Consider the following 24086-nt stretch of genomic DNA (forward strand, 5'->3'; position numbering starts at 1 on the left):
GCTGGAAGTCAATTCGGCCGCGAAAAGTGCGATGAGATCATTGGAATCGCTTGGAAAAATGCGTACGACCGCCCGCGCGGCGGCGAGGCCGGGCGCGGGCGTTATGAAGAACCGAGGCTGAGAAGGGGCCGTTACGGCCTAGAGCCTTTTCCGTTCCGATGAGATCGGAACGGGGCTCTAGATTCTTTTGACGCGTTTTCTGGACGCGAACCGGTACCCACTTGGCTCGAAAACGCTTTAGCCGTGCACGACCGACTTCGCGATCATGCAGTGGATACCCTTGGAGCCGTTGACGGTCTGCGTGACCCGCAAATCGGCAGCCAGGCTGCAAAGCGTGTAGGCATCCTCGCGCGACAAATTTCGCTTCTCGCCCAAGAGCACGATCATGTCGCGCAGCGCGCGGACCACGCATTGATCGAGGTCCGGATCCATCGCCATGGTCATGTAGTGCGACGGCGTTTCCGCGCGGGGATAGCTGAGGCGGAGGTCCTTGCGCAGCGTGAAGCGGAAGCGGCCCTGGAGCGCGGTCTCGATCGCGGTGACGCAGACCTCCCCGTCGCCCTGCACGCCATGGCCGTCGCCGCAGGAGAATAGCGCGCCTGGCACGAACACCGGCAGGTAGAGCGTTGCGCCTGCGTCGAGCTCCTTGTTGTCGAGATTGCCGCCCATCGCGCGCGGGATCAGCGAGGAGATGCGGCCCCAGGCCGGCGGCGGCGCCGTGCCCATCACGCCGAAGAACGGTTTCAGCGGCAGATCGAGCCCCCAGGGCAGGCGGCCGACCATGCGCGTCGTATCGAGTGGGATGTTGAGGATGCGCAACTCGTGAAAGTCATCGGGCAGGGTGCCGGACAGCGGCTTGATCAGGTTGTAGCCCCAGTCCTGCCGCAGCGAGACATCGAGGATATCAACCTCGAGGACGTCGCCGGGCTCCGCGCCATGAATTGCGATCGGGCCGGTGAGGATGTGGCCGGGCAGCATCCGCTCGTTCGTCGCGTGCACCTCGAACAGTTCGGGCGGAACGTGAAACTGCTTACGATCCGGCACCACGTCCGGGCCGCCGCTGATCGTGTCGATCGTCACCTCGTCGCCGCTGTCGATCGCGAGCACTGGCGCGAGTTTGGCTTCGAAAAAGCCCCAATGGCAGGTCTTTGGGCTGGATTGCAGGTGATGATGGGCCATTTCGACGACCTCGCAATGCGTTCTTGAAGGGACTTTGTGAACGGGCTTGGGCTCGCGGCGGAGACAGCGTATGAGGCAGTAGCAAATATCCCACGAGGCTTCCCCTGTTTTTCGTGCTCTCCAAAACCCTCGGCATCGTGTTCCTGCCGACGAACCTTTTGATCCTGCTCGGTATCGTCGGCGTGATCCTGCTGGCGACGCGCTTCGCTGCGCTCGGGCGAAAGTTGATGGTTGCCGCGATCGTGCTGCTGGTGCTGTGTGCTTTCTCGCCGCTCGGCGCTCTCCTGACCTATCCGCTGGAATCGCGCTTTCCGCCGTGGGACCCCTCGCGCGGCGCGCCTGACGGCATCATCGTGCTGGGTGGGCCGGTCGAGGCGGAGCTCTCGGCCGAGCATGGCACGCCGGTGACGCACAACGGCGCCGATCGCATGTTTGCCGCGGGCGAGCTTGCAGTCCGCTATCCCAACGCCCGCATCGTCTTCACCGGCGGCAGTTCCAATCTCATGTCCAGTGACGCGCGGGAAGCCGACTATGCCGGCATGCTGCTGCAAAACCTCGGCATCCCGAAGGAGCGCATGATCATGGAGCGGCGCTCGCGCAATACCTACGAGAATGCGCTGTTCACAAAGGCCCTGGTGAATCCGAAGCCCGGCGAACGCTGGCTGCTCGTGACCTCGGCTTACCATATGCCGCGCTCGGTCGGCATCTTCCGCAAGGCGGAGTTTGCCGTCGAGCCGTATCCCGTCGATTGGCGGATCGGGGAGCACCTCTTCAAAGTCGAGACCATCGCGGCCGATGGGCTGAGCCGAACCGATCTCGCGATCCGGGAATGGCTGGGCTTGATCACCTATCGTCTCCGTGGCCGGACCGCCGAGTTGCTTCCCGGGCCCGCCAAGGACTAGAAAAGGATCAGAACAGAACAACGGGCCCCTCGCCGGGAGGACAGCATGCAACACGCGATCACTGAGGCGGTCGACCTCTCTGCCATCGTTGCTGACCTCAATACATTGTTGCGGCTGAAGACGAGCGTGATCGGCATGAAGCTGTTTGCTCGCGTCGAGGACATGGAGGCGATCCCGAAGATACGCCGGCCGAATGCGGTCCACACCACCGACCAGATCGTCAGCATGGCCTCGCGCCTCGGCTGGACCGTCGGCATCACCGGCGACGATCTCGTAGGCAGCCAATGCCGCGCCGTCATCGGCCTCGCGCCGCAGGACGAGAAGTGGCTGTCCGGCGAGAATTATGTCGGCGTGTGGCACGGCACGGCGGAGGACGCGCGCAAGCGCCAGGAGGCGCTCGACGTGGTGCCGTTCGGCCGGTACAAGGCGCTCGCAGTGAGCCCGCTTGCCAGCGGCCGTCTCAACCCGCCGGACATTTGTCTGGTCTATGCGACGCCGGGACAGATGATCATCCTGATCAACGGTCTGCAATATACCGGCTACAAGAAGTTCGAATGGGGCGTGGTCGGCGAGACCGCCTGCGCGGATTCCTGGGGGCGGGCGCTCAAGACCGGCGAGCCCAGTCTGTCCTTGCCATGCTATGCCGAGCGGCGCTATGGCGGCGTGCCGGACGAGGAGATGCTGATGGCTCTGAAGCCCGAGCATCTTGCCAAGGCGATCGTGGGCATGAAGGCGCTCGCCAAGAACGGTCTTCGCTATCCGATCCCGCCTTACGGGATCCAGAGCGATGTGCGCGCGGGCATGGGCGTGAGTTACGGAAAGAAATAGAGGTTCTGGACCATGAGCTCCAAGCAATTCGACATCGTCGTCTACGGCGCGACCGGTTTCACCGGTCAGCTCGTCGCCGAATATCTCGCCGCGCACTACAAGGGCGACAAGGAGCTGAAATGGGCGATGGCGGGACGCAGCCTCGACAAGCTCAAATCGGTGCGCGACGCGATCGGCGCGCCGGCCGATACGCCGCTGATCGTCGCTGATGCCTCCGATCCGGCGTCGTTGAAGAAAATGGTCGATCAGACGAAGTCTGTGATCACGACGGTCGGTCCGTATCAATGGTACGGTGAGGACCTGCTGGCCGCCTGCGTCGCCGGCGGCGTCGATTATTTCGATCTCTGCGGCGAGCCGGTCTGGATGCGGCAGATGATCGACAAGCACGAGGCGGCCGCCAAGGCGAGCGGCGCGCGCATCGTGTTCTCCTGCGGCTTCGACTCAGTGCCGTTCGAGCTCGGTGCGTTCTTCGTGCAGGAGGAGGCCAAGCGCGCGTTCGGCGCGACGGCGCAGCGCGTGAAGGGCCGCGTGCGCGACATGCGCGGCACGCTCTCCGGCGGCACCGCGGCGAGCGCGAAGGCAACGTTTGACGCGGTCGCCAAGGACATCAGCCTCGTCGCAATCCTGAATGATGCCTTTGCGCTGACGCCGGGCTTCGCCGGTCCAAAGCAGCCGCGCGGCAACAGGGCGGCGTATGAAGAGGATCTGGGATCGTGGGCGGCGCCGTTCATGATGGCGCTGATCAACACGCGCAACGTCCACCGCTCCAACATGCTGATGGGCTTTCCCTACGGCAAGGAATTCATCTACGACGAGATGGTGCTGACGGGCGCGGGCGAGAAGGGCGAGGCCAACGCCAAGAAGGTGATGGCGGCGAATTCCGAGAAGACCGGCCCGAACGCGCCGAAGCCGGGCGAGGGGCCCTCGAAGGAAGAGCGCGAAAACGGTCGCTACGATCTGTTGTATGTCGCGATTGCGCCCGACGGCCGAGAAGTCCGCGCCGCCGTGAAGGGCGATCGCGATCCCGGCTACGGCTCGACCTCGAAGATGATCTCCGAATGCGCGATCTGCATGCTGCGCGACACGAAGGATGTGCCGGGCGGTTTCTGGACGCCGGGCGCGGCGATGCAGGGTAGCTTGATCAAGCGGCTCGAGGAAAACGCGGGGCTGACGTTCCGGGTCGAAGCGTAGTCGCGCGCCACAATCACGGTGTCATCGCCCGGCTCCGACCGGGCGATCCAGTATTCCAGAGACGGTCGTGGGATACGGGGAAGCCGCGGCGTACTGGATGCCCCGCCTTCGCGGGGCATGACAGCTACACCGCTCGCGCATCATAGGCGTACATGAAATCCATGCTCCTGGCGCCGAGCGGCAACAGCCATTTCATCATCTGATTGCGCATCCACGCGCCCGTCGCGCTGAACTCGCGCTTGCTGCTGCCGTTGCGGCGGGCGATGGCGACGATCTTTTCCGCGCGCGGGCGGCGTTCGAGCTCGAAATTCTGGAAGGTGAGGCCGAGCTCCTGTCCGTGCGCCAGCAGCCGGCCGAGCCGCATCGCATCTTCGAGCGCCAGCGAGGCGCCCTGGCCGGCATGCGGGCTGGTCGCATGCGCGGCATCGCCGATCAGCAGACAGCGCTTGCGCGACCAGGTCGGCAAGGTCGCAACGTCGAGCGTGTCGGTCACCGCGATGTTTTCGGCCGCCTCGATGATGGCGGGGATCGGGTCGTGCCATCCCCTGTGGAAGTCGCGCAGATGCTGCTTCAGCGTCAACTGCTCCTGTGCGCGGAAGGCCGCCGCATCCATGCCGTTCGCCGGCTGCGTGCTCCACCACATCGCGCCGTCCTTCGGATCGGTGCTGCAAAAGCCGTAGCCGAAGAAGCCGCTGCGGCCGAAGGTGGTCTCCACCCGCTGGCCGAGCGAGACGCCGTCGAGCACGGCGCGCGGCACGAAGCCGCCAAAGCCGATCAGACCGGTGTCGAAGGGCGTCGGGCCGTCGGGCACGACGTGGCGGCGAACCGCGGAATGCACGCCGTCGGCGCCGATCAGGAAATCGCCTTCGGCGCTGGTGCCGTCGGCGAAATGGGCGACGATGGGCTGGTCGCCGCGGTCCTCGATCCCGACCAGGCGCTTCTCGAAATAGAGCTCGGCATGCGAGCACCAGGCCTCGTCGATGAGGATCTCGTTCAGCGTCGCGCGGCACATGTTCACCGCGGGCTGGCCGAACCGCCTTTCCATGTCGCGATTGATCGAGCCGAGCCGTTGGCCGTCCTGGGCGTAGAAGTCGAAGGACTCGGCCACCGAGCCGCGATTGATCAGCTCGCGGGCAAGGCCGAGCTCCTCCATCACATGCATGCCGTTCGGTGCGATCTGGAGGCCGCCGCCGATGCCGGTGGAGTAGGGCCAGGCCTCGAAGATCTGCGCCTCGATGCCGGCGCGGCGGAGCAGGATCGCTGTGACGGGCCCGGCGATGCCGGCGCCGATGATCAGGGCCTTGCGCGGACGGCTTTGCATGTCTTGCTCCCGACGGTGGCGAGGTGCTAGGAAAACTACGGTCGCTAATTATCTTAGTGGCTAAGATATATACTTGCTAAGGTAAGAGGCCGGTTTTTGTCAAGAGGGAAAGCGCGCGCGGCGCTGCTCGTGGAACTCGAAGAGGCGATGCGCCGGTCGTCGGCGCAGGGCGTGCTGTACGGCCAGGCGGTCGCCAACATCGCCGGCATCTCCAACTCCGATCTCGAATGCCTCGACTTCCTCAATCTGGAAGGACGGGTCACCGCCGGCCGGCTCGCCGAGGTCACGGGGCTGACGACCGGCGCCATCACCGGCGTCGTGGATCGGCTGGAGAAGGCCGGCTATGTCCGCCGCGAGCGCGACGAGGCCGACCGCCGCAAGGTCTTCATCGTCGTGGTGCCGGAGGTGACCGCGAAGATCGGCCAGTTCTACGTGCCGATGCAGCAGGCGATGCAGAAGGTCTGGAGCGGCTACAGCGAGGAAGAGTTGCGCCTGCTGCTGCGGTTTGCGCTCGACGGCTACAAGGGCGTGCTGGAAGCGACGGAGGCGTTGAAGGCCGTCATCGATACGCCGCCGGAGAAGCGCGCCAATCCTAAGATGCCGAAGGCTCGGCGCTGACGGGGATCTGAGCCGGCACGACGGGCGTCTCCGCCGGCACCTTGTAGGCCTGGGCTGCGGCGATCATGCCCCACATCGCCCCCAGCATCATCCAGAAGTGCCGCCAGTGATCGGTGTCGATCACAAAGCTTTCGCCGACGGTACCGACGAAGGCCGAGAACACCGCGAGGTATGTGCGCTGCCAGGGCACGCGGACGAAGACGTGGCGGAAGCCGATGACGACGGTCGTGAACACCAGCGCCGGATAGAGCACGCCCGACAGCCAGCCGCCGGACATGAAGGCGTTGAGGTACGAATTGTGGGTGTCCTCGGGGAAGTAGCGGTGGAATTGCAAGGGGCCGATGCCGAACGGCAGGTCGAGCGCCATATCGGCACCGAGGATATGCCGGCCGAAGCGACCGAAGCGGCCTTCGTCATAGCTCTGGTCGAAGCTTGCGCGCTGCTTGAACATCTCTGCTGTGGCGTCGAAGGACAGCAGCACTGCGATCAGCGCCAGCCCCAGGGTTGCGGCGACGACGGTCATAATGATGATGCGCGAGCGTTGCGTGTTGCTCCGGCTGGTCAGCACCATCAGCGCCAGCATGAAGGCCGCGGTCAGGACCAGCCCGCCCCAGGCCGCGCGGGAGAAGGCGAGCAGGATGGCGAGCGCCATGATGGCAAAGGCGATCGCGTTGCGGATCGCCATGCCGGGCCGCTCCAGCACCACGCTCTGCAGCACGAACAGCGACGGCAGGATCAGGAAGGCGCCGAGCACGTTCGGGTCCTTGAAGGTGCCGCGCGCGCGTCCATAGAGCGTCAGCAGGTCGTTGCCGTCGGGGACCAGATGGAAGTAGCCGGCGACCGCGGAGATTGCAGCGACCATGGCGCCGACCACGAGCCCGCGCCTGAGCATCTCGAGCCGCGCCGCCGTATCCTCGGAGAGCACCATGGCGAAGAACACGACGGTCACCGCCATGTACCAGGAGGTCGCAATCCAGCTTGCCACCTCGGTCTGACCGAGCAGCGGAATGGCGCAGATGGTGTAGCCGATATTGAGCAGGAACAGCGCCAGCACCAGCGGCATGAACACCAGTTGCAGCCGCAGGCCGGTCGCAAAGAAGGCGACGGTGGCAAGCAGGGTGGCAATTTCGTAGGGGCTCGGCTCGATGAAGACGACCGCGCCGCATGCGCCGACCAGCCAGACCAGCGTGCGCTGCAGCGCCAATACGCCTGATACAGCGGAAGCCGCTGCATTCATTCCCCCGGCTGCCGCCGCATACGCCATCACACGCTCATACGCTTACGCAACTCACACAAACTCTAGCTCCGCTGTCATCGCCCGGGTTGACCGGGCGATCCAGTACTCCGCGGCGGATGTCGGAGAATTCGATTGGGGCCGCGGGTTACTGGATGCTCCGCCCCAGTGCGCAAGTGCGCACAAGGCGGGGCATGACCAACTCAAATCAATACGCGTTTTCGTTCTTGGTCAGCAGCGACAACGGCGTCTTGAGGAAGATGTAGAGGTCGAACAGCACCGACCAGTTCTCGATGTAATAGAGGTCGAACTCGACGCGCTTCTGGATCTTCTCTTCGTTGTCGATCTCGCCGCGCCAGCCGTTGATCTGGGCCCAGCCGGTGATGCCCGGCTTGACGCGATGGCGCGCGAAATAGCCGTCGACGGCCTCGTCGAACAGCCGGTGCTGGAATTTGCCCTGCACGGCGTGCGGACGCGGACCGACCAGCGACAGATTGCCCTTGACCACGACGTTGAAGAGCTGCGGCAGCTCGTCGAGGCTGGTCTTGCGGATGAAGCGGCCGACGCGGGTGACGCGCGGATCGTTCTTGGTTACGACCTTTGATGCCGTCGGATCGGCCTGGTGGTGATACATCGAGCGGAACTTGTAGACATCGATGCGCTCGTTGTTGAAGCCAAAACGCTTCTGGCGGAACAGGACCGGTCCCGGGCTGTCGAGCCTGACCGCAAGCGCGACCAGCGCCATGACAGGCAATGCGGCGAGCAGCGCAATGCCGCCGACGATGCGGTCGAACAGCCATTTCATCACCAGATCCCAGTCGGTGATCGGCGCCTCGAACACGTCGAGCGTCGGCACTTCGCCGAGATAGGAATAGGAGCGGGGGCGGAAGCGCAGCTTGTTGGTGTGCGCGGAGAGGCGGATGTCGACCGGCAGCACCCAGAGCTTCTTCAGCATCTCCAGGATGCGCGTCTCGGCCGAGATCGGCAGCGCGAACAGCACGAGGTCGACGCGGGTGCGGCGGGCGAATTCGACGATATCGTCGACCTTGCCGAGCTTTGGCGCGCCGGCGCAGGTGTCGAGCGCGCGGCTGTCGCTGCGGTCGTCGAACACGCCGAGCACGTGGATGTCGGTGTCATCCTGCGCGTTCAGCGCCTCGACCAGCTCCTCGCCGTTGCGGTCGGAGCCGACGATGATGGTGCGGCGGTCGAGCCGGCCGTCACGTGCCCAGTTGCGCACCAGATTGCGCAGGACCAGGCGTTCGCCGAGCAGCGCGACGAGACCCAGGACGAAATAGGCCGCAAGCCAGACGCGCGAGACCTCGCCGCCGACCTTGGCGAAGAAGGATACGCCGATGAACAGCAGGAAGACGAAGGACCAGGACGAGACCATCCGCGTCATCTGCCGCAATTGCCCGCGAAAGAGCTCGACCTGATAGATGTCGGCGGCCTGGAAGCACACGATCGCGGTCGCGGTGATGCCGAAGATCGCGACGAGATATTCCCAATAGAAGCCCGACAAGGGCAGCACATAGATGAGATGAAGCGCGATGCCGACAATGCTGAGCAGCACGAAATCGGCCAGCCGCACGAAGCCGGTGATCAGGATCGGCGAATAGGCCCTGAGTACCTTCTGGTTGACGACGTCGAGTGCGGCCGGTGACAGCCGGCGGCGCCGTTCGACGAAGGGTTTTTCGGTCGGCGTGCTTGTCGCAGCGTTGGCTGCGTCCTCAAGCATCGAGCGCGCGTTGATCGGTTCCACGGCCTTCCCAGTCCATTTTCTGCGATCCCCCTGGCCATTTTTCTGGCTTGCCATGCACATGGGCACGCAGGCGCCAGGGCGGAACTCCCCGGCTCTTCGCTTATCGGACAAATCGGAAGAAACTCTTAGCGTAGTAAAGGACGGTTAATGATTGGCAAACGCGTCGCGGTAGCCGGCCAGCACGCCTTCGACCATGGCCTGTTGGGAGAAATGCGCCGATATGCGCTCGCGCAGCGCCGTGGCACGTTGCGCGGTGACTTGCGGATTCTCCAGTGCGGCGCCGATGGCGTCGGCCATGGCGTCGGGATTGCTCGGCGCAAACAGCGCGGCGCTGTCGGCGCCAAAGATCTCGGGGATGCCGCCGACCCGTGCGGCGATCATCGGAATCCCGGCGGCACCGGCCTCGATCACGACATAGGGCATCGAGTCGCCGCGGGAGGGGACGACGAGCAGCCGGCCCTTGGAGAAGCCGTAGCGCGCCTTGACGTGGCCGATGAAGCGGATCGAACTGCCGAGGCCGAGCTTCTCGACCTGTGCCTTCAGCGCGGCGGTTTCCTCGCCGTCACCGCCGAGGGTCAGTGTGACCTTCTTGCCGTCGGCATGCAGGCGCGCGACGGCGTCGACCAGGAGATCGGCGCCCTTGATGTGCCGGAACTCTCCGACATAGGCGAGATCGGTCGCATCGTCCGCCATGATCAGCGGCTCGAATTCCTCCGGCGTCACGCCGTTGAACACGCAATGCACCACCCCCTTGGGCGTGCCGACGATGCGTTGATAGGTGTCCCGCGCAAACGCGCTTTCGAACAGGAACAGATCGGTGCTGTCCATCAGCGTGCGCTCCAGCCGCGCGTAGAACTCGCCCTTGAAGGTATTGAGCGGGTAGTGGAGCGAGCCGCCGTGCGGAGTGTAGATGCGGATGGTCTTGTCTGTGCGCCGGCGCAGGCGGGCGAACGCGCCGGCCTTGGCGCCATGGCCGTGCAGGACGTCAGGCCTGAGCTTGCGGATCAGCGACATCATGCGCATCCAGACCAGCACGTCGTCGGGCGAGGGTTCGCGGCGGATCGCCATCCGATGCACGCCGAGCTTCAGGCGCGGCGCGAGATCGGCGAGCGCCTTCTCCGCGCGCTCGCCGCCGGTCAGGCTGTCGGCGAGAATGCCGACATGATGTCCGCGATCGACCTGGCCGTTGGCGAGATCCAGGATGTGGCGAATGATGCCGCCGACGGGCGCGCGCACGGCGTGCAGGATGCGCAGCGGCTGGTCGGGAGACGGAGGCATGATCAAACCAGCGCTCGGGAGGCGATTTCAGATCCAAATATCGATCTGGATTAAGGGCCTTCATGGTTAACAAACGGTGTTCTCGACGGCGGCGTAGGCGACGCACGGGTCTTGCGGCGCGCAATTAACCCAGCAGCAACCTTAATGGAGTGTAATCGCGGCGGTTGAGGTGGGCGAGTGGCGTCCGCGGGAGTGTACGATGCGTCTGGCGTTCTGGCGTGGCTGGAAAGAGAGAGCGGCGATCAAGCGGGCCGTTCTCAAGCCGCCCAAAGTGACAAAGCAGAAGGCACAGGTCGAGAAATCGGCGGCCGAGGCCCCCTTGGCCGAGAGACCCTTCGCGGAGACGAGCGATCTCGATCTGCGTCTGCTTGGCCGTGCGCTGGCGCGTCGGCGCAGCTGGATCATCGTGCCGACGGTGCTGGCGCTGGCGCTCTCTGTGGTTGCTGTCAACCTCGTTACGCCGCGCTTCAAGTCGGAGGCGCGCATCCTGGTTGACGGGCGCGAGAACGTTTTCCTGCGACCGAACGGCGAGCGGACCGAGGAGCGGCAGGCGCTCGACCCCGAGGCCGTCACCAGTCAGGTCCAGCTCGTGCTGTCGCGCGATCTCGCGCGCGAGATCATCAAGAAGAACAAGCTCGCGGAGCGTCCCGAATTCGATCCGGTGCTCCAGGGCGTTACCCCGCTCAGATCGCTGCTGGCGCTGGTCGGCATCGGCCGCGATCCCTTCTCCATGACGCCTGACGAGCGCGTCATGGAAGCCTATTACGATCGCCTGACGGCCTATGCCGTCGACAAGTCGCGCGTGATCGTCATCGAATTTCAGTCCTGGGACCCGGATCTGGCGGCGCGCATCGCCAACTCGATCGCCGACGGCTATCTCGTGCTGCAGCAGAGCGCGCGGCAGGATCAGGCAAAATCGGCAAGCCAGTGGCTTTCGGGCGAGATCGAGACCCTGCGCAAGAAGGTCTCCGACGCCGAGTCGCGGGTGGAGGATTTCCGCTCCAAGTCGAGCCTGTTCGTCGGCACCAACAACACCACGCTGTCCAATCAGCAGATGGGCGAGGTGAACACCCAGCTCAACAATGCGCGCGCGATGAAGGCCGATACCGAATCCAAGTCGCGGCTGATCCGCGAGATGCTTCAGAGCGGCAAGCCGATCGAGGCGTCCGAGGTGCTCAATTCGGAGCTGATGCGCCGGCTTTCGGAGCAGCGTGTCACGCTGCGGGCGCAACTCGCCGAGCAATCGTCGACGCTGCTCGGCAACCATCCCCGCATCAAGGAATTGAAGGCGCAGCTCGCCGATCTCGACAATCAGATCCGTGACGAGGCCAGCAAGAAATCACGTGCGCTCGAAAGCGATGCCCGCATCGCCGACGGCCGGGTCCAGAGCCTGACCGCGAGCCTCGAGCAGCTCAAGAAGCAGGCCTCTTCCACCAACGGTCAGGACGTCCAGCTCCGCGCACTGGAGCGCGAGGCCAAGGCGCAGCGCGACCTGCTGGAATCGTATCTGGCCAAGTTTCGCGAGGCCAATACGCGCGAGACGATCGATGTGACGCCGGAGGGCCGCATCATCTCGCGCGCCACCGTGTCCAATACGCCGGCCTATCCGAAGAAGCTGCCGATCGTCTTGATCGCCACGCTAGCGACGTTGCTGCTGAGCTCGGGCATCGTGGTCACCGGCGAACTGCTGCGGATGACGGCGCCGCGTCCGGCGGCGCCCGTTGCCCCGGCGGCGGTCGCGCCAGCGCCCGCTGCTGCGGCCCCCGTTCCTGCGGTGGAATCGCCGCCCATGGCCGCCCCGATGCCGGCAGCGCCCGCGCGCATCGAGCCGGTCATGGCGCCGGTCATCGCCGCGCCGCCGATTGCACCGGCGCAGGCGCCAGCGCCCGCACCACTACGGCGCGAGCAGGCGATCGCACCGGATCCGGTTCCGAACGAGCTGACTGAGGTCGAGCGTCTCGCCACGCGGTTGCGGGCCGCCGGTCCTGCGGGGCGCAAAGTCACCGTGCTCGGCACCGCGTCCGGCGAGAGCATCACGCTGACGGCTCTGACGCTGGCCCGCTTCCTTGCCCGCGACGCGCGTGTCGTCGTCGTTGATCTCGTAGCCTCGACGCCGACGATGTCGGCAGTATCGGCCGATCCGTCCGCCCCCGGCCTTGCCGAATTGATGCAGGGACAGGCCTCGTTCACCGAGATCATCACCAAGGACCGGCTGTCGCGCGTGCAGATCGTCAATGCGGGCCGGCCCGGCTTCGACCGCAACCTGCTGCAGTCGCCGCGCATTGCGCTCGCGGTCGACGCGCTGTTGCGGGTCTATGACCATGTCCTGCTCGATGCCGGCACGGCATCGGACCTCCCGGCCGAACTCTTGACGGCGCATGCCCGCGCCGTCGTGGTGCCGGACGCTTCGATGGCCGCGGATGCCCGCGCGACGATGAGCACGCAGCTCGGCGCGGTCGGTTTCAGCGAGGTCGTGATGCTGACGAAGCCGGTGCAGCCGTCGGATGCGCCGACGCCCGGCCCGCGCGTCGCGGCTTAGCTCCTCTCAACCTCTCAGAGTTTGTGGGCCGCGCTCGATGCGCGGGAGCAGGGCAAAGAACGGTGGTCACTTCACGAAGAGAGCAGCCAGCACGACTGCGACCGGGAGAAACCCGAGGCAGACAACAGCAATCCTGAAGACTGTTTCATTTTCAAGAGTCCGTGCGAGACGCCGATACATCGCGAATCTTCCCAGCTCGCCTTTGCAACCAGAGCATGCGCCCGTTAAGAACGCGATCGCAAGCAAAAACAAGGGTGGCGAAATTGGCCGCGGAAATATCAAGTAAAACAGATGCACTCGCGAAACGTCACAAGCAATCGGCGATCATCAGCCGTTTGACGGTGACGTGCTTCATGGCGATGCGCAGCGGTTACGCGCGCAAGCACCTCGGCGCGGTGTTTGAAGAGATTCTGGTGGCGCTGGCGACCCGGATCAACGACGATTTCGGTGCGCCGCCCATATCGGCGTCCGACATTTCCAGACATCTCGGCCTGCCGCGCTCGAATGTACGCCGCTGCCTTGAGGTTCTGATCGACGAAGGCGTCATCCGCAAGGAAGGCGAACACGGCTATCGGGGCGAACTGGACTGGCTCGCTGCACGAATTGACGCGGAGTATTTCCTGAAGATCCGGGACGCAATTGTCGCCGCTGCTGACGAGTTGAAGGCGCTGGACGCGCCCGGCCCGCGCGTGGCGGAGTGACTTCTTCACCCTCTCCCCCTTGTGGGAGAGGGTGGCTCGCCGCTTAGCGGCGAGACGGGTGAGGGGTTTCTATCCGCGCATCTCACATGGCGGCTGTGGATAGAGACCCCTCAGCCGGCGCTTCGCGCCACCTTCTCCCACAGGGGAGAAGGGAGGGCAGTTGAGTGCTTGGCAAGGCTACCCGAACGCCCGGCGCAGCTTTTGCGCGAGCTCGAACAGCATCTGGTTCTGCTTGACCAGGCGCTTGCCGTGATTGAGCGAGGACATCGCCATTGCAGCTAACCTGCCGCGCGAAGTGAGCGGCACAAAACTGTCGAAAATCGGTTCGTCGCTCTTGCAGAACATCCGCTTGTAGTCGTCCGTTCCGATACCGAGATCGAGTGTGCGGTAGCCGCGCTCGGCGTAGCGGTCGATGATGTTGCGCATCAGGATCAGGCCGGGGCTGTAGCGTGAATGTTCCGACATCGTGTAGGTGTTGAACATCATCGAGAAGCGGTGGCCGTCGGCGACGCCGGCGAAGATCGCGATCACCTCCTCGTCGCATTCGAGCGCGTGGATGTCGATGACACGGCCGTCGCCGTGCGTTGCGAGGCAGGCGCTGCGGACGAACACCTCAACGCCTGCTTCGGCAAACACGTTCGGCAGCTTCTGCTCGGCCATCCTGACAGGCTTGACGCGGAAGAACCAGTCGAGCAGGCGGGTGATGTCGTCGTCCGTGGCGGCGAGGTGGTAGCGGTAGCCGGCGAGTGCCTGGAGCTTCTTCTCCTTGCTCTTCAACCGCCTGCGGAACGAGTTGCTGATCCGCGTCGCCGGCGCGGCGCCCGGCGTCATCGTCAGCAGCGGACAGCCGTTGATCGAATTCTGCCGCGGCAGAGCCGCAAGCGGGTTCGGCCGGTCATGCCAGTTGAGCGGCTGCTGCGTCAGTGCGAGCACATCGACGTCGCCGCGCGCGCGCAGGGCGGCGAGCAGGGCATCGATATCGGCGGGACCGGCCTGCGCGGCGAATTCGCCGTCCCACAGCCCCATGTTGAAGGTCGCGTGCTTGCCGCCCATGAAGCAGGCAGTGCGGACGCCGTGATTCTGGTGCAGGGCCAGCGGCAGGAGGAGCAACGGCCGGCGGTCGGCGTCGCGGGCGATCACGACGAACGGATGCGCGCCTTCATGCGCGCCGACCATCCGCTGCCAGGGGCCGAGGAGGTCGAAGCGCTGATAGGGCGTGGAGAAATGCCCGGCCTCCTCGAGGAAGCGCCAATCCGGTTCGGCTGCGGAGAGATCGGCAACGATGTCGATATCAGCGATAGGGCTCGCTTCCGACCGCGCTGGGGCGTCTGCCGTCCGGCTTTGCATCGCCGCAGCCATGGTCATTCGCAAAACCTGTCGGACAAGGAAAATTTTCGGTTTTCGGCCTCGGGCGACCTTTGCAAAGAAAGGTCAACAAAGAGTAAGGACAATCGGGAGGGGACGCGGGCCGCCGGCGCTCGCTTGAGGGTGGATCTTGGAATCCGACAGCAGATGGCTGGAACGGCTGCGCCTCGAGGTCGCCTGGTTCACCGGCCAGGCCCGGCTGCATGGGCGCAGGGCCGGCGGCGCGGGCGCGATCTTGCGCTTCCAGCGCGTGCGACCGCGGCGGAACGGGCGGTTCCAGCCGCTGATTGCCAACGAGGTCACGCCAAACTTCCTCGATCGCACGCTGCGGGCGTTGAAGCGCTGGAAGTTCGACATCGTCGGCCTGGACGAGGTTTGCCGGCGTGCGGTGACGCTGCCCGAGCGGCGGCGGTTCGTGGCGCTGACCTTCGACGGCGCCACCAAGGATCTGATCGACTTTGCCTATCCGGTGCTGTCGCGGCACGGCGTGCCGTTCACCGTCTACGTTCCGACCGCATTCCCGGACGGCGTCGGCGAGGCCTGGTGGCTGGGGCTCGAGAAGGTGATCGACAGCGAAAGCCGCATCAGCCTGATGATGGACGACAGGGAGCAGCGCTTCGTGGTGACCGGCCACGCCGAGAAGCAGCAGCTCTTCGACTTCATCGAGAACTGGCTGAGGACGCTGCCGCCGCAGGCGCTGTCGGCCGCGATCAACGATCTCTGCAAGCGCTACCGCGTCGATCTCGCCAGCCTGTCACGCGAGGCGTCGATGAACTGGAACGATCTGGCGCGGCTCGCTGCGGATCCGCTCGTCACGATCGGGAGCGCGACCGTGAACTATGCAGCGCTCGCCAATATGAAGGACGGCATCGCCTCGCGCGAAATGGCGATGGGCAAGGCGGTGGCCGAATCCGCCTTCCACCGCGAGATCAGGCATCTGGCATTTCCGTTCGGCGACCGCGACTCCTTTCGCAGGACGCATGTCGTGATGGCCGAGGAGGCGGGCTTTGCCAGCGCCGTGTCGACGATCCCGGGGATCGTGGATGTCGAGGGACGCACCAATCTGCGCGCGCTGCCGCGGATCTCCTGGGACGGAAGGCGGCGTTCGCTGCGGATGATGCGGGTGCTGTTGTCAGGCGCGGCCTTCGCGCCGGTGAGGCCGACGCCCGGCGCGCCCAGCTGATCAGGCCCGATTGGGCCGTTGCATCCAGCTCACGATCGGCATCGCCGGCAGCACCCAGCCCATGCCGACCACGACGTAGTAGATCGCCTGCCGCCAGCCGGAGCTTGCGATCCAGGCATTTTGGGCCAGGACCATGCCGACCAGCGCCCATACGGTGGCCAACACCAGGAGTGCAATAGCACCGAGGAACTTGCGGGTGCGGATTGTCATGACGAATGTGTTGTGGCTGGCGCAACTTGCGCTGGGGGAGTTGCGGACTATAAGGAGCGCGCAGTCTGGTTCAAGCCTTGTCGGCTCAAGCCCGATTGGTTCAAGTCTTGGTATTTGGCCCGAAATGACGACGATTCCGCTCCAAAAGGACCGGCACCGCGCGGTGCGGTGGTGGCTCGTGTCGGTGGCCGCGCTGATCGCCCTGATGGTGCTGGTCGGCGGCGCGACGCGCCTCACCGAGTCCGGGCTGTCGATCGTGGAATGGAAGCCGGTCACGGGCAGCGTGCCGCCGCTGAGCGAAGCGCAGTGGAGCGAGGCGTTGGAGGCCTACAAGAAGATCCCGCAATATCGCGAGCTCAATGCCGGCATGAGCCTGCATGAGTTCAAGACCATCTTCTGGTGGGAGTGGAGCCATCGGCTGCTCGGGCGCTTCATCGGCGTCGCCTACCTGCTGCCGTTCCTGTTCTTCCTGTGGCGCGGCGGCCTGTCGGGCGATCTGAAGCGGCGGCTGTGGCTGCTGTTCGGCCTCGGCGCGCTCCAGGGTGCTGTCGGCTGGTGGATGGTGGCCTCGGGCCTCGCCGAGCGCGTGGAAGTGTCGCAGTATCGGCTGGCGACGCATCTGTCGCTCGCGCTCCTGATCTACGCTGGCATAGTCTGGACGGTGCGGCGTCTTGGCGCGCAGCCGCAAGTCGTTGCATCAGCGCGGCTGAAGGCGACGAGCGCGGTCATTCTGGTCGTGACTTTCGTTCAGCTCTATCTCGGCGCGCTGGTCGCGGGCCTGAGGGCAGGGCGCGTCTACAACACCTGGCCCGACATCGACGGCGCCTTCATCCCCTCCGCGGAGCGGCTGTGGTTCGAGACGCCGTGGTGGCGCAATCTGTTCGACAATGTGCTCACGGTGCAGTTCGAGCACCGCATGACGGCCTATCTGCTGTTCGCGCTCGCCGTATTCCACGCGTTCGATGCCATCGGCGCGCGCGCCGGTCGGGCCGCGAGCGGGGCGATCTGGCTGGTTGCGGCAGTCAGCCTACAGGCGGTGCTCGGCATTCTCACGCTGCTCAACGAGGTGCCGATCGGACTTGCGCTCGCGCATCAGGCGGTCGCGATCGTCGTGCTGACGCTGGCGGTGGTGCAGGTCGAGCGCATGGCATCGCGCAAGCCTGCGGAAAACGCTCTGGCTTCAGCAATAGCCGTAGACGCCGCAGGCGTAAGGTAACCGCCAGAAGTAGTCGACCTGCGGGCCGCCATAATAGGCGCCCTGGTAGTCGTAGCTCCAGGCGCGGCCATAATAGCCCGGCAGGGCCGCGGAGCCCGGCAGCAGCGGCGTGCCCGGCAGATTGCGGATGTAGCTGCCGACGCCATAGGCCGGCGAGATCAGGGAATCCGCCTCGACCTCGGTGACGATCTCGCGCGGCGGAGGCGGCGCGGCATAGCGCTTCTTCGGCACCGCCGGCATGTCGGCCGCGAGCGCGCCCGAGACCGTCAACATCGCCGCAAGGGCAGGCGTCATCCAGCGCAGCATTGTTGGCTCCGAATCAGAGGTCGTGATCCGGAGCCAATCTATGCCTGGGGCGGTTAATGACTGTTAACCGCTCTGTCATTCCGGGGCGGTGCGAAGCACCGAACCCGGAATCTCGAGATTCCGGGTTCGCGCTTGCGCGCGCCCCGGAATGACGAAGCAGACTTACGCGCTCAGCGCCTGCTCGAGATCCGCGATCAGGTCTTCCTTGTCCTCGATGCCGATCGAGAGCCGGACCACGTCCGGACCGGCGCCCGACTTGACCTTGGCGGCATCGTCGAGCTGGCTGTGCGTGGTCGAGGCCGGGTGGATCACCAACGAGCGGGTATCGCCGACATTGGCGAGGTGCGAGAACAGTTTCAGGTTCGATACTAGGCTGACGCCGGCGTCATAGCCGCCCTTCAGGCTGAAGGTGAAAACGGCGCCCGCGCCCTTCGGCGAATATTTGCGCGCGAGCTGATTGTACTTGTCGCTCGAAAGGCCCGCATAGCTCACCGATGAGACCGCCGGATGGCCGGAGAGGAATTCCGCGATGGCCTTGGCGTTGTCGCAATGCCTCTGCATGCGCAGCGGCAGCGTCTCGATGCCGGTGAGGATGAGGAAGGCGTTGAAGGGCGACAACGCCGGCCCGAGGTCGCGCAGGCCGAGCACGCGGCAGGCGATCGCGAAGGCGAAATTGCCGAAGGTCTCGTGCAGCTTGATGCCGTGATATTCCGGGCGCGGCTCGGACAGCATCGGATATCTATTGTCCTTCGACCAGTCGAAGGTGCCGGCATCGACGATGACGCCGCCGATCGAATTGCCGTGGCCGCCGAGAAATTTCGTCAGCGAGTGCACGACGATGTCGGCACCGTGATCGATCGGGCGGATCAGATAGGGCGAGGCCAGCGTGTTGTCGACGATCAGCGGTACGCCGGCCTTGCGGGCGACCGTCGAGACCGCCTCGATGTCGGTGATGCTGCCGCCGGGATTGGCGATGGATTCGATGAAGATCGCCTTGGTGCGCGGCGTGACCGCGCGCTCGAAGCTGGCGATGTCATCTGGATCGGCCCACACCACGTTCCAGCCAAAGCTCTTGAAGGAGTGCGAAAACTGGTTGATCGAGCCGCCATAGAGCTTTCGCGCCGCGATGAATTCGTCGCCGGGCTGCAGGAGTTGCTGCATCACCACGACCTGCGCGGCGTGACCCGAGGCGACCGCGAGCGCGGCGGTGCCGCCCTCGAGCGCCGCGACGCGCTCTTCCAGCACGGCATTCGTGGGGTTGCCGATGCGGGTATAGATGTTGCCGAAGGACTGCAAGCCGAACAGCGAGGCCGCATGGTCGGCATCGTTGAAGACGAAAGAGGTTGTTTGATAAATCGGGGTCGCGCGCGCACCGGTAGTCGGATCGGGCTGTGCACCGGCATGCACGGCGAGGGTCGAAAATCCCGGAAGGCGATCGCTCATAATCTCTCGTCCTGTTCTTGTGTCTTTCGAAAATCGCGCGGCATGCTGATCGCGGCGGCGTCCGCCGTCAAGGCATCGCGGCCGGCAAGACTTTGTTCGAAACGGCCGTGCTTCGCTATGTCGCGTTCGGGAAATGAATCTCTCGCGATTGCGTCAGCTCTGTTCGGTCTTGTTCTTATCGGTCGTAATCTTGGCGGCGCGGTCGGACGCTGCGGTCTCGCCGCCGCCCATGCTCATGCGATTGAGAGACAGTCGCATGCCCTGCGTCGGCGCCGGCGGACGCTTGGCGGAGATCGTGCGCGAATTGACGCCCATCCAGGATATTTCCGACGACAGCCGGCCATATTCGATTTTTGGGCACCGGTTCATCACGACCTTGATGCCGGCGGCCTCGGCCTTCTCGGCAGCGGCGTCGTCGCGCGCCCCCAATTGCATCCAGATCACCTTCGGCAGCGGATAGAGCGTCAGCGCTTCCTCAACCACGGGTATGATGTGGCTGGAGTTGCGGAAGATGTCGATCATGTCGACGGGGCGGCCGAGATCGCGCAGCGAAGCGACGAAGGGTTTTCCGAGCAGTTCCTTGCCGACATGGCCGGGATTGACCGGGATCATGTCGTAGCCGCGCTGCGCCAGATATTTGAACGCGAAGTAGCTCGGGCGCACATTCACTGGCGAGGCGCCGACCATCGCGATCGACTTCACGCTGTTGAGGATGCCGCGGATGTAATTGTCGGGATAGGCGTCGTGGTTCATTCGCTGTCGTTTCCTTGTCATTGCGAGGAGCGAAGCGACGAAGCAATCCAGTCTATTTCCTCGGTGGGATTTCTGGATTGCTTCGCTTCGCTCGCAATGACGGTCTTATTTATCTTCCCATTTCGGCTCGCGCTTCTCGATGAAGGCGCCGATGCCTTCCTCGGCGTCGCGCGCCATCATGTTCTCGGTCATCACCTCTGCCGCATAGCGATAGGCATCGGCAAGGCTCATCTCGACCTGGCGGTAGAAGGCCTCCTTGCCGAGCTTGACGGTGTAGGCGGACTTCAGCGCGACCTGTTGCGCGAGCTCCAATGCTGCGGCGAGTTCGGTGCCGGCCGGCACCACGCGGTTGATGAGGCCGATCTCGCGGGCCCGCTCGGCCGGGATCGGCTCGCCGGTGAGCAGCATCTCCATCGCCTGCTTGCGCGGCACGTTGCGCGACAGCGCCACCATCGGGGTCGAGCAGAACAGGCCGATATCGACGCCCGGCGTTGCGAAGCTCGCGGCCTCGGAGGCCACCGCAAGATCGCAGCTTGCGACGAGCTGGCAGCCGGCCGCCGTGGCAATCCCCTGAACGGCCGCGACCACCGGCTTCGGCAAACGCACCACCGCCTGCATCATTGCGCTACAGGCGTTCATGATCTCGGCAAAATAGGCGCGGCCGCGATCGGGATCGGTGCGGTGCGCGGTGAGCTCCTTCATGTCGTGGCCGGCGGAGAAGGCCGGCCCATTGGCCGCGATGACGGCCGCGCGGATGCGCTTGTCCTCCGCGATCGCGTTGATGCTCGCGTGCAGTTGTCCAATCATCGCCTCAGAGAGGCTGTTCCTTGCACCGGGTCGGTTCAGCGTAAGCACGGCAACGCTGCCGACGATCTCGCGGAGCAGGATTTGCGATTGCGGGGAGGGGGAGCGGGCGGCCTGGACGGACATCGGCGGATTCCAGTCAGGAGATTCCAGTTGGATGACGCACATAACTTAATGTACCAGGCGAAGTGAAGCGAGGGTGAGGGATGGCATGGCAGCAGCGAAAATGAGCGTGGCGGAGGTCGAGCAGTTCTTGCGCGACGAGTTTCCGCAGGCCTTCAGCGGCGACGACATCACCATCGAGAGCGCCGACGGCCAGACCTGCCTTTTGCGTCAGCGCTTCAGCGAAAGGATGCTGCGGCCGGGCGGAACCGTCTCGGGCCCGACGCTGATGGCGCTCGCCGATTTCGCGATGTACGTCGTGCTGCTCTCGGCGATCGGGCCGGTCGGCCTCGCCGTCACCACCAATCTCAACATCAATTTCCTGCGCAAGGGCCTGCCCGGCCAGGACGTGCTGGCGGAGGCGCGGCTCTTGAAGCTCGGCAAGCGCCTTGCGGTCGGCGAGGTGAACCTCCTGTCCGGCACGTCTCCCGATCCGATTGCCCACGTCACATCGACCTATTCCATTCCAAATGTTTGAGCTTTTCTGAGGTATTATAACACCATATTTTTAAGCTATTGATTCTACTTCTCTAATTTGCGCATCGTGGCATTGACCCGCGCGCGTCACTTCTTTAGAAAGCCGCGCAGTTCGGCGCGACGTCCGCGCCGCCATCTCCCTCACGGAAATTCTGACATGAAAACCTTTTCGGCAAAGCCGGCCGAAGTGACGAAGAAGTGGGTGCTGATCGACGCCAAGGGTCTGGTCGTCGGCCGTCTCGCCACCATCGTCGCCATGCGGCTGCGCGGCAAGCACCTCCCGACCTACACGCCCCACGTCGACTGCGGCGACAACGTCATCATCGTCAACGCTGCGCACGCGGTTCTGACCGGTCGCAAGCGCGAGCAGAAGACCTACTACAAGCACACCGGCTATGTCGGTCATGTGAAAGAGCGCACGGCGAAGCAGATCCTCGAGGGTCGCTATCCCGAGCGCGTGGTCGAGAAGGCCATCGAGCGCATGATCCCGCGCGGCCCGCTCGGTCGCGTCCAGATGGGCAACCTCCGCGTCTATGGCGGGGCCGATCATCCGCATGAGGCGCAGTCGCCCGAGAAGATCGACATCGCCAAGTTGAACCGCAAGAACACGAGGGCCGCATAATATGGCCGAATCCATCCAGTCGCTCGACCAGCTCTCCCAGCTCAAGACGGCCGCCGCTCCGGACGCGCCCAAGCACGAGAAGAAGGTCGACAAGTTCAACCGCGCCTACGCCACCGGCAAGCGCAAGGACGCGGTCGCCCGCGTCTGGATCAAGCCGGGTGCCGGCAAGGTCACGGTCAACGCGCGCGAGGTTGAGGTCTACTTCGCCCGTCCGGTGCTGCGCATGATGATCCAGCAGCCGCTGGTCGCAGCCCAGCGCGCCGGCCAGTATGACGTGATCTGCACCGTCGCCGGCGGCGGCCTCTCGGGCCAGGCCGGTGCCGTGCGTCACGGCATCTCCAAGGCGCTCACCTATTTCGAGCCGGAGCTGCGCGGCGTCCTCAAGAAGGGTGGCTTCCTCACCCGCGACTCCCGCACCGTCGAGCGCAAGAAGTACGGCAAGGCCAAGGCCCGCCGCTCCTTCCAGTTCTCCAAGCGCTAATCGCTTCGGTAAAATTCGTCGCGAAAGCGGCTTCAATGAGATGCAAAAGGGCGCCGATTCGGCGCCCTTTTTGTTGGTCGTTTGTGAACAAATTAATCCTGTCTTTCCCGAAAACTTGCACCTGCATGAAAACCTGAATGGAACCCGCGAGACCTAGCGTCGCAAATCGGAAGGGCGCGTCATCAATGGGCTGAGCGCGTCAAGACTGCTTTCAAAGGGGGCTGACAGATGTCGCTCGATAGCATCACGCTCTATTTGGTTGCCACCATGATCGCCGCACTTCTCGGCGCCATGCTGGTGTTCTTCGGCAAGCAGGAGAATAGTCCCGCACTGAAATGGTGGGGGGCTGCCTATCTGCTGGGTGCGACCTCCGTCGCAGTATGGACCGCGGCCGGCGACAAGCTCGGCGCGCATCTTTACCTTGCGATGAACGCCGTCGGCTTCGTCGCCTGCGGCATGGTGTGGAACGCCGCGCGCGTCTTCCACGGACGCACGCCGAACTGGCCGGGTCTCGTGCTCGGTGCGCTCGCCTGGGCCGCGACCGTGACGCTGCTCGATCCGGCCGCGTCCACGCTGCGCATGATGGTCGGCGCCGGCATCGTCTCGGTCTATGCGGCGCTGACCGCAAGCGAGCTCTGGGTCGAGCGGCGCAAGAGCCTGCAGCGGCGCTGGCCGGCCTTCGTGGTGCCCGTCATGCACGGCTGCGTGCTGATGCTGCCGATCCTCATCGGCGGCTTCCTGCGGCCGAACGATCCGACCTTCTCCGCCAGCATCTGGGTGACGGTGTTCGCGGTCGAGCTCGTGCTCTATGCCGTTGGTACCGTGTTCGTGATCTTCATGCTGGTGTCGGAGCGCACGGTGACTGCGCACCGGACGGCGGCGTCGACTGATCCGTTGACCGGCATGCTGAACCGGCGCGGCTTCTCTGAAGCCTGCTCGCGCGTGATCGATCGCGAGGCGCGTGGCGGCCGTCCGGTCACGGTGATGATCTTCGACATCGATCACTTCAAGTCGATCAACGATCGCTTCGGCCACCCCGCCGGCGACGAGATGCTGAAGCTGTTCTCGACCGTGGTGGTGACGAACCTGCGCATCTCCGACCTCTCGGGCCGCATCGGCGGCGAAGAGTTTGCGGCGCTGTTGCCGTGCTCGCTGGAGGAGGGCGTCTTGGTCGCCGAGCGCGTGCGCGAGGCCTTCGAGATGTCCGGCGTCGTGGTCGACGACGCACCGGTTGACACGACAGTCAGCATCGGCGTTGCGGGCGGCCCCGCCGGCACCGAGCTCGAAGTGCTGCTGGCCTCCGCCGACACTGCGCTCTACCAGGCCAAGCGCGGCGGCCGCAATCGCGTCGAGGCCGCCGAGGAACTGCCGCTGTCGCTGGAAAACTGGCGGCGACAGAGCGCGGCCAAGATCGGCGCGCAGCGTCCGCAGGCGGTGACGGCCTGAGAACAAGAATCCGGGGCCGCTTCCGTTTCGATTTCATCGGAACGGCAGAGGCTCCGGTAGCTTCCGAT

General features: G+C 64.7%; 23 protein-coding genes. 12 read left to right on the plus strand and 11 right to left on the minus strand.

Going from position 1 to position 24086, the window contains the following annotated elements:
- Positions 1-237 precede the first annotated feature (237 nt).
- Entirely contained in the window at positions 238-1179 is a 942-nt protein-coding gene (locus tag JQ632_RS17165; RefSeq protein WP_212403748.1) for an acetamidase/formamidase family protein, read from the minus strand.
- Positions 1180-1283: 104 nt separating this feature from the next.
- On the opposite strand from JQ632_RS17165, the gene JQ632_RS17170 reads away from it, so the two are divergent.
- Genes JQ632_RS17170 through JQ632_RS17180 form a run of 3 tightly spaced genes read left to right on the plus strand, consistent with a single transcriptional unit; the run spans position 1284 to position 4100 of the window.
- Positions 1284-2081 carry a YdcF family protein gene (locus tag JQ632_RS17170; RefSeq protein ID WP_212403839.1) on the plus strand — a complete coding sequence of 266 codons (798 nt, stop codon included), beginning with the start codon at positions 1284-1286 and terminating at the stop codon, positions 2079-2081.
- 45 nt (positions 2082-2126) lie between these two features.
- The gene (locus tag JQ632_RS17175) at positions 2127-2909 is read left to right on the plus strand and encodes a DUF169 domain-containing protein (protein WP_212403749.1); all 783 of its coding nucleotides are present in this window, start codon (positions 2127-2129) and stop codon (positions 2907-2909) included.
- Positions 2910-2921: 12 nt separating this feature from the next.
- Complete coding sequence (locus JQ632_RS17180; protein ID WP_212403750.1) at positions 2922-4100, plus strand: trans-acting enoyl reductase family protein; 1179 nt, start codon at positions 2922-2924, stop codon at positions 4098-4100.
- A 124-nt stretch (positions 4101-4224) separates the two neighbouring features.
- On the opposite strand, the gene JQ632_RS17185 is transcribed toward JQ632_RS17180, so the two are convergent.
- Positions 4225-5421 (minus strand): FAD-dependent monooxygenase, encoded by a 1197-nt coding sequence (locus JQ632_RS17185; RefSeq protein WP_212403751.1) that lies wholly within the window; start codon positions 5419-5421, stop codon positions 4225-4227.
- A 147-nt stretch (positions 5422-5568) separates the two neighbouring features.
- Here JQ632_RS17185 and JQ632_RS17190 point away from each other — a divergent pair, with 147 nt between their 5' ends.
- A complete protein-coding gene (locus JQ632_RS17190) occupies positions 5569-6039 on the plus strand; it encodes a MarR family transcriptional regulator (protein WP_212403840.1) in 471 nt (156 codons plus the stop codon).
- Here the strand turns inward: JQ632_RS17190 and JQ632_RS17195 are convergent.
- From JQ632_RS17195 to JQ632_RS17205, 3 genes are all read right to left on the minus strand, one after another.
- Positions 6014-7303, minus strand: a complete 1290-nt coding sequence (locus JQ632_RS17195; protein WP_249152141.1) for an O-antigen ligase — start codon at positions 7301-7303, stop codon at positions 6014-6016. The genes JQ632_RS17190 and JQ632_RS17195 overlap by 26 nt on opposite strands.
- Before the next feature lie 178 nt (positions 7304-7481).
- Positions 7482-9032: an undecaprenyl-phosphate glucose phosphotransferase gene (locus tag JQ632_RS17200; RefSeq protein ID WP_212403752.1), complete on the minus strand. Its 1551-nt coding sequence runs from the start codon at positions 9030-9032 to the stop codon at positions 7482-7484.
- 144 nt (positions 9033-9176) lie between these two features.
- Complete coding sequence (locus JQ632_RS17205; RefSeq protein ID WP_212403753.1) at positions 9177-10310, minus strand: glycosyltransferase family 4 protein; 1134 nt, start codon at positions 10308-10310, stop codon at positions 9177-9179.
- 199 nt (positions 10311-10509) lie between these two features.
- Here JQ632_RS17205 and JQ632_RS17210 point away from each other — a divergent pair, with 199 nt between their 5' ends.
- Positions 10510-12849, plus strand: coding sequence for an exopolysaccharide transport family protein (locus JQ632_RS17210; protein WP_212403754.1), 2340 nt, complete (start codon positions 10510-10512; stop codon positions 12847-12849).
- Between the two features lie 254 nt (positions 12850-13103).
- Positions 13104-13550 (plus strand): helix-turn-helix domain-containing protein, encoded by a 447-nt coding sequence (locus JQ632_RS17215; protein ID WP_312015620.1) that lies wholly within the window; start codon positions 13104-13106, stop codon positions 13548-13550.
- 177 nt (positions 13551-13727) lie between these two features.
- Here the strand turns inward: JQ632_RS17215 and JQ632_RS17220 are convergent, their stop codons facing one another.
- A complete protein-coding gene (locus JQ632_RS17220; RefSeq protein ID WP_212403756.1) occupies positions 13728-14915 on the minus strand; it encodes a GNAT family N-acetyltransferase in 1188 nt (395 codons plus the stop codon).
- A gap of 130 nt (positions 14916-15045) precedes the next feature.
- Here JQ632_RS17220 and JQ632_RS17225 point away from each other — a divergent pair, with 130 nt between their 5' ends.
- Positions 15046-16098 carry a polysaccharide deacetylase family protein gene (locus tag JQ632_RS17225; protein WP_212403757.1) on the plus strand — a complete coding sequence of 351 codons (1053 nt, stop codon included), beginning with the start codon at positions 15046-15048 and terminating at the stop codon, positions 16096-16098.
- Here the strand turns inward: JQ632_RS17225 and JQ632_RS17230 are convergent, their stop codons facing one another.
- Positions 16099-16308, minus strand: coding sequence for a DUF2842 domain-containing protein (locus JQ632_RS17230; protein ID WP_212403758.1), 210 nt, complete (start codon positions 16306-16308; stop codon positions 16099-16101).
- Between the two features lie 124 nt (positions 16309-16432).
- Between JQ632_RS17230 and JQ632_RS17235 the strand changes: the two genes are divergently transcribed.
- Positions 16433-17524: a COX15/CtaA family protein gene (locus JQ632_RS17235; protein WP_212403759.1), complete on the plus strand. Its 1092-nt coding sequence runs from the start codon at positions 16433-16435 to the stop codon at positions 17522-17524.
- On the opposite strand, the gene JQ632_RS17240 is transcribed toward JQ632_RS17235, so the two are convergent.
- The 4 genes from JQ632_RS17240 to JQ632_RS17255 form a co-directional block, all read right to left on the minus strand.
- Positions 17489-17830, minus strand: a complete 342-nt coding sequence (locus JQ632_RS17240) for a hypothetical protein (RefSeq protein ID WP_212403760.1) — start codon at positions 17828-17830, stop codon at positions 17489-17491. The two genes, JQ632_RS17235 and JQ632_RS17240, sit on opposite strands and share 36 nt — an antisense overlap.
- Before the next feature lie 162 nt (positions 17831-17992).
- Positions 17993-19273 (minus strand): O-acetylhomoserine aminocarboxypropyltransferase, encoded by a 1281-nt coding sequence (locus tag JQ632_RS17245; RefSeq protein ID WP_212403761.1) that lies wholly within the window; start codon positions 19271-19273, stop codon positions 17993-17995.
- A gap of 153 nt (positions 19274-19426) precedes the next feature.
- Positions 19427-20026 (minus strand): CoA-binding protein, encoded by a 600-nt coding sequence (locus JQ632_RS17250; protein ID WP_212403762.1) that lies wholly within the window; start codon positions 20024-20026, stop codon positions 19427-19429.
- A 105-nt stretch (positions 20027-20131) separates the two neighbouring features.
- The gene (locus JQ632_RS17255; protein ID WP_212403763.1) at positions 20132-20956 is read right to left on the minus strand and encodes an enoyl-CoA hydratase; all 825 of its coding nucleotides are present in this window, start codon (positions 20954-20956) and stop codon (positions 20132-20134) included.
- Between the two features lie 85 nt (positions 20957-21041).
- Between JQ632_RS17255 and JQ632_RS17260 the strand changes: the two genes are divergently transcribed.
- From JQ632_RS17260 to JQ632_RS17275, 4 genes are all read left to right on the plus strand, one after another.
- Positions 21042-21470, plus strand: coding sequence for a PaaI family thioesterase (locus tag JQ632_RS17260; protein ID WP_212403764.1), 429 nt, complete (start codon positions 21042-21044; stop codon positions 21468-21470).
- A gap of 156 nt (positions 21471-21626) precedes the next feature.
- Positions 21627-22091 carry a 50S ribosomal protein L13 gene (gene rplM / locus JQ632_RS17265; protein WP_212403765.1) on the plus strand — a complete coding sequence of 155 codons (465 nt, stop codon included), beginning with the start codon at positions 21627-21629 and terminating at the stop codon, positions 22089-22091.
- 1 nt (position 22092) lies between these two features.
- Positions 22093-22572: a 30S ribosomal protein S9 gene (gene rpsI / locus JQ632_RS17270; protein ID WP_212403766.1), complete on the plus strand. Its 480-nt coding sequence runs from the start codon at positions 22093-22095 to the stop codon at positions 22570-22572.
- A 228-nt stretch (positions 22573-22800) separates the two neighbouring features.
- On the plus strand, positions 22801-24018 hold the full coding sequence (locus tag JQ632_RS17275; RefSeq protein ID WP_212403767.1) for a diguanylate cyclase: 1218 nt from the start codon (positions 22801-22803) through the stop codon (positions 24016-24018).
- Positions 24019-24086 lie beyond the last annotated feature (68 nt).

This window comes from Bradyrhizobium liaoningense, from assembly GCF_018130955.1.
GTDB classification, from domain to species: domain Bacteria; phylum Pseudomonadota; class Alphaproteobacteria; order Rhizobiales; family Xanthobacteraceae; genus Bradyrhizobium; species Bradyrhizobium liaoningense_C.

What these genes read in the sequence shown, in the direction of transcription:
- JQ632_RS17165 (WP_212403748.1), bottom strand. Translation starts at nt 1,179, where the DNA reads ATGGCCCATCATCACCTGCAATCCAGCCCAAAGACCTGCCATTGGGGC.
- JQ632_RS17175 (WP_212403749.1), top strand. Translation starts at nt 2,127, where the DNA reads ATGCAACACGCGATCACTGAGGCGGTCGACCTCTCTGCCATCGTTGCT.
- JQ632_RS17180 (WP_212403750.1), top strand. Translation starts at nt 2,922, where the DNA reads ATGAGCTCCAAGCAATTCGACATCGTCGTCTACGGCGCGACCGGTTTC.
- JQ632_RS17185 (WP_212403751.1), bottom strand. Translation starts at nt 5,421, where the DNA reads ATGCAAAGCCGTCCGCGCAAGGCCCTGATCATCGGCGCCGGCATCGCC.
- JQ632_RS17190 (WP_212403840.1), top strand. Translation starts at nt 5,569, where the DNA reads ATGCGCCGGTCGTCGGCGCAGGGCGTGCTGTACGGCCAGGCGGTCGCC.
- JQ632_RS17195 (WP_249152141.1), bottom strand. Translation starts at nt 7,303, where the DNA reads ATGGCGTATGCGGCGGCAGCCGGGGGAATGAATGCAGCGGCTTCCGCT.
- JQ632_RS17205 (WP_212403753.1), bottom strand. Translation starts at nt 10,310, where the DNA reads ATGCCTCCGTCTCCCGACCAGCCGCTGCGCATCCTGCACGCCGTGCGC.
- JQ632_RS17210 (WP_212403754.1), top strand. Translation starts at nt 10,510, where the DNA reads ATGCGTCTGGCGTTCTGGCGTGGCTGGAAAGAGAGAGCGGCGATCAAG.
- JQ632_RS17220 (WP_212403756.1), bottom strand. Translation starts at nt 14,915, where the DNA reads ATGACCATGGCTGCGGCGATGCAAAGCCGGACGGCAGACGCCCCAGCG.
- JQ632_RS17230 (WP_212403758.1), bottom strand. Translation starts at nt 16,308, where the DNA reads ATGACAATCCGCACCCGCAAGTTCCTCGGTGCTATTGCACTCCTGGTG.
- JQ632_RS17235 (WP_212403759.1), top strand. Translation starts at nt 16,433, where the DNA reads ATGACGACGATTCCGCTCCAAAAGGACCGGCACCGCGCGGTGCGGTGG.
- JQ632_RS17240 (WP_212403760.1), bottom strand. Translation starts at nt 17,830, where the DNA reads ATGCTGCGCTGGATGACGCCTGCCCTTGCGGCGATGTTGACGGTCTCG.
- JQ632_RS17245 (WP_212403761.1), bottom strand. Translation starts at nt 19,273, where the DNA reads ATGAGCGATCGCCTTCCGGGATTTTCGACCCTCGCCGTGCATGCCGGT.
- JQ632_RS17250 (WP_212403762.1), bottom strand. Translation starts at nt 20,026, where the DNA reads ATGAACCACGACGCCTATCCCGACAATTACATCCGCGGCATCCTCAAC.
- JQ632_RS17255 (WP_212403763.1), bottom strand. Translation starts at nt 20,956, where the DNA reads ATGTCCGTCCAGGCCGCCCGCTCCCCCTCCCCGCAATCGCAAATCCTG.
- JQ632_RS17260 (WP_212403764.1), top strand. Translation starts at nt 21,042, where the DNA reads ATGGCAGCAGCGAAAATGAGCGTGGCGGAGGTCGAGCAGTTCTTGCGC.
- rplM (WP_212403765.1), top strand. Translation starts at nt 21,627, where the DNA reads ATGAAAACCTTTTCGGCAAAGCCGGCCGAAGTGACGAAGAAGTGGGTG.
- rpsI (WP_212403766.1), top strand. Translation starts at nt 22,093, where the DNA reads ATGGCCGAATCCATCCAGTCGCTCGACCAGCTCTCCCAGCTCAAGACG.
- JQ632_RS17275 (WP_212403767.1), top strand. Translation starts at nt 22,801, where the DNA reads ATGTCGCTCGATAGCATCACGCTCTATTTGGTTGCCACCATGATCGCC.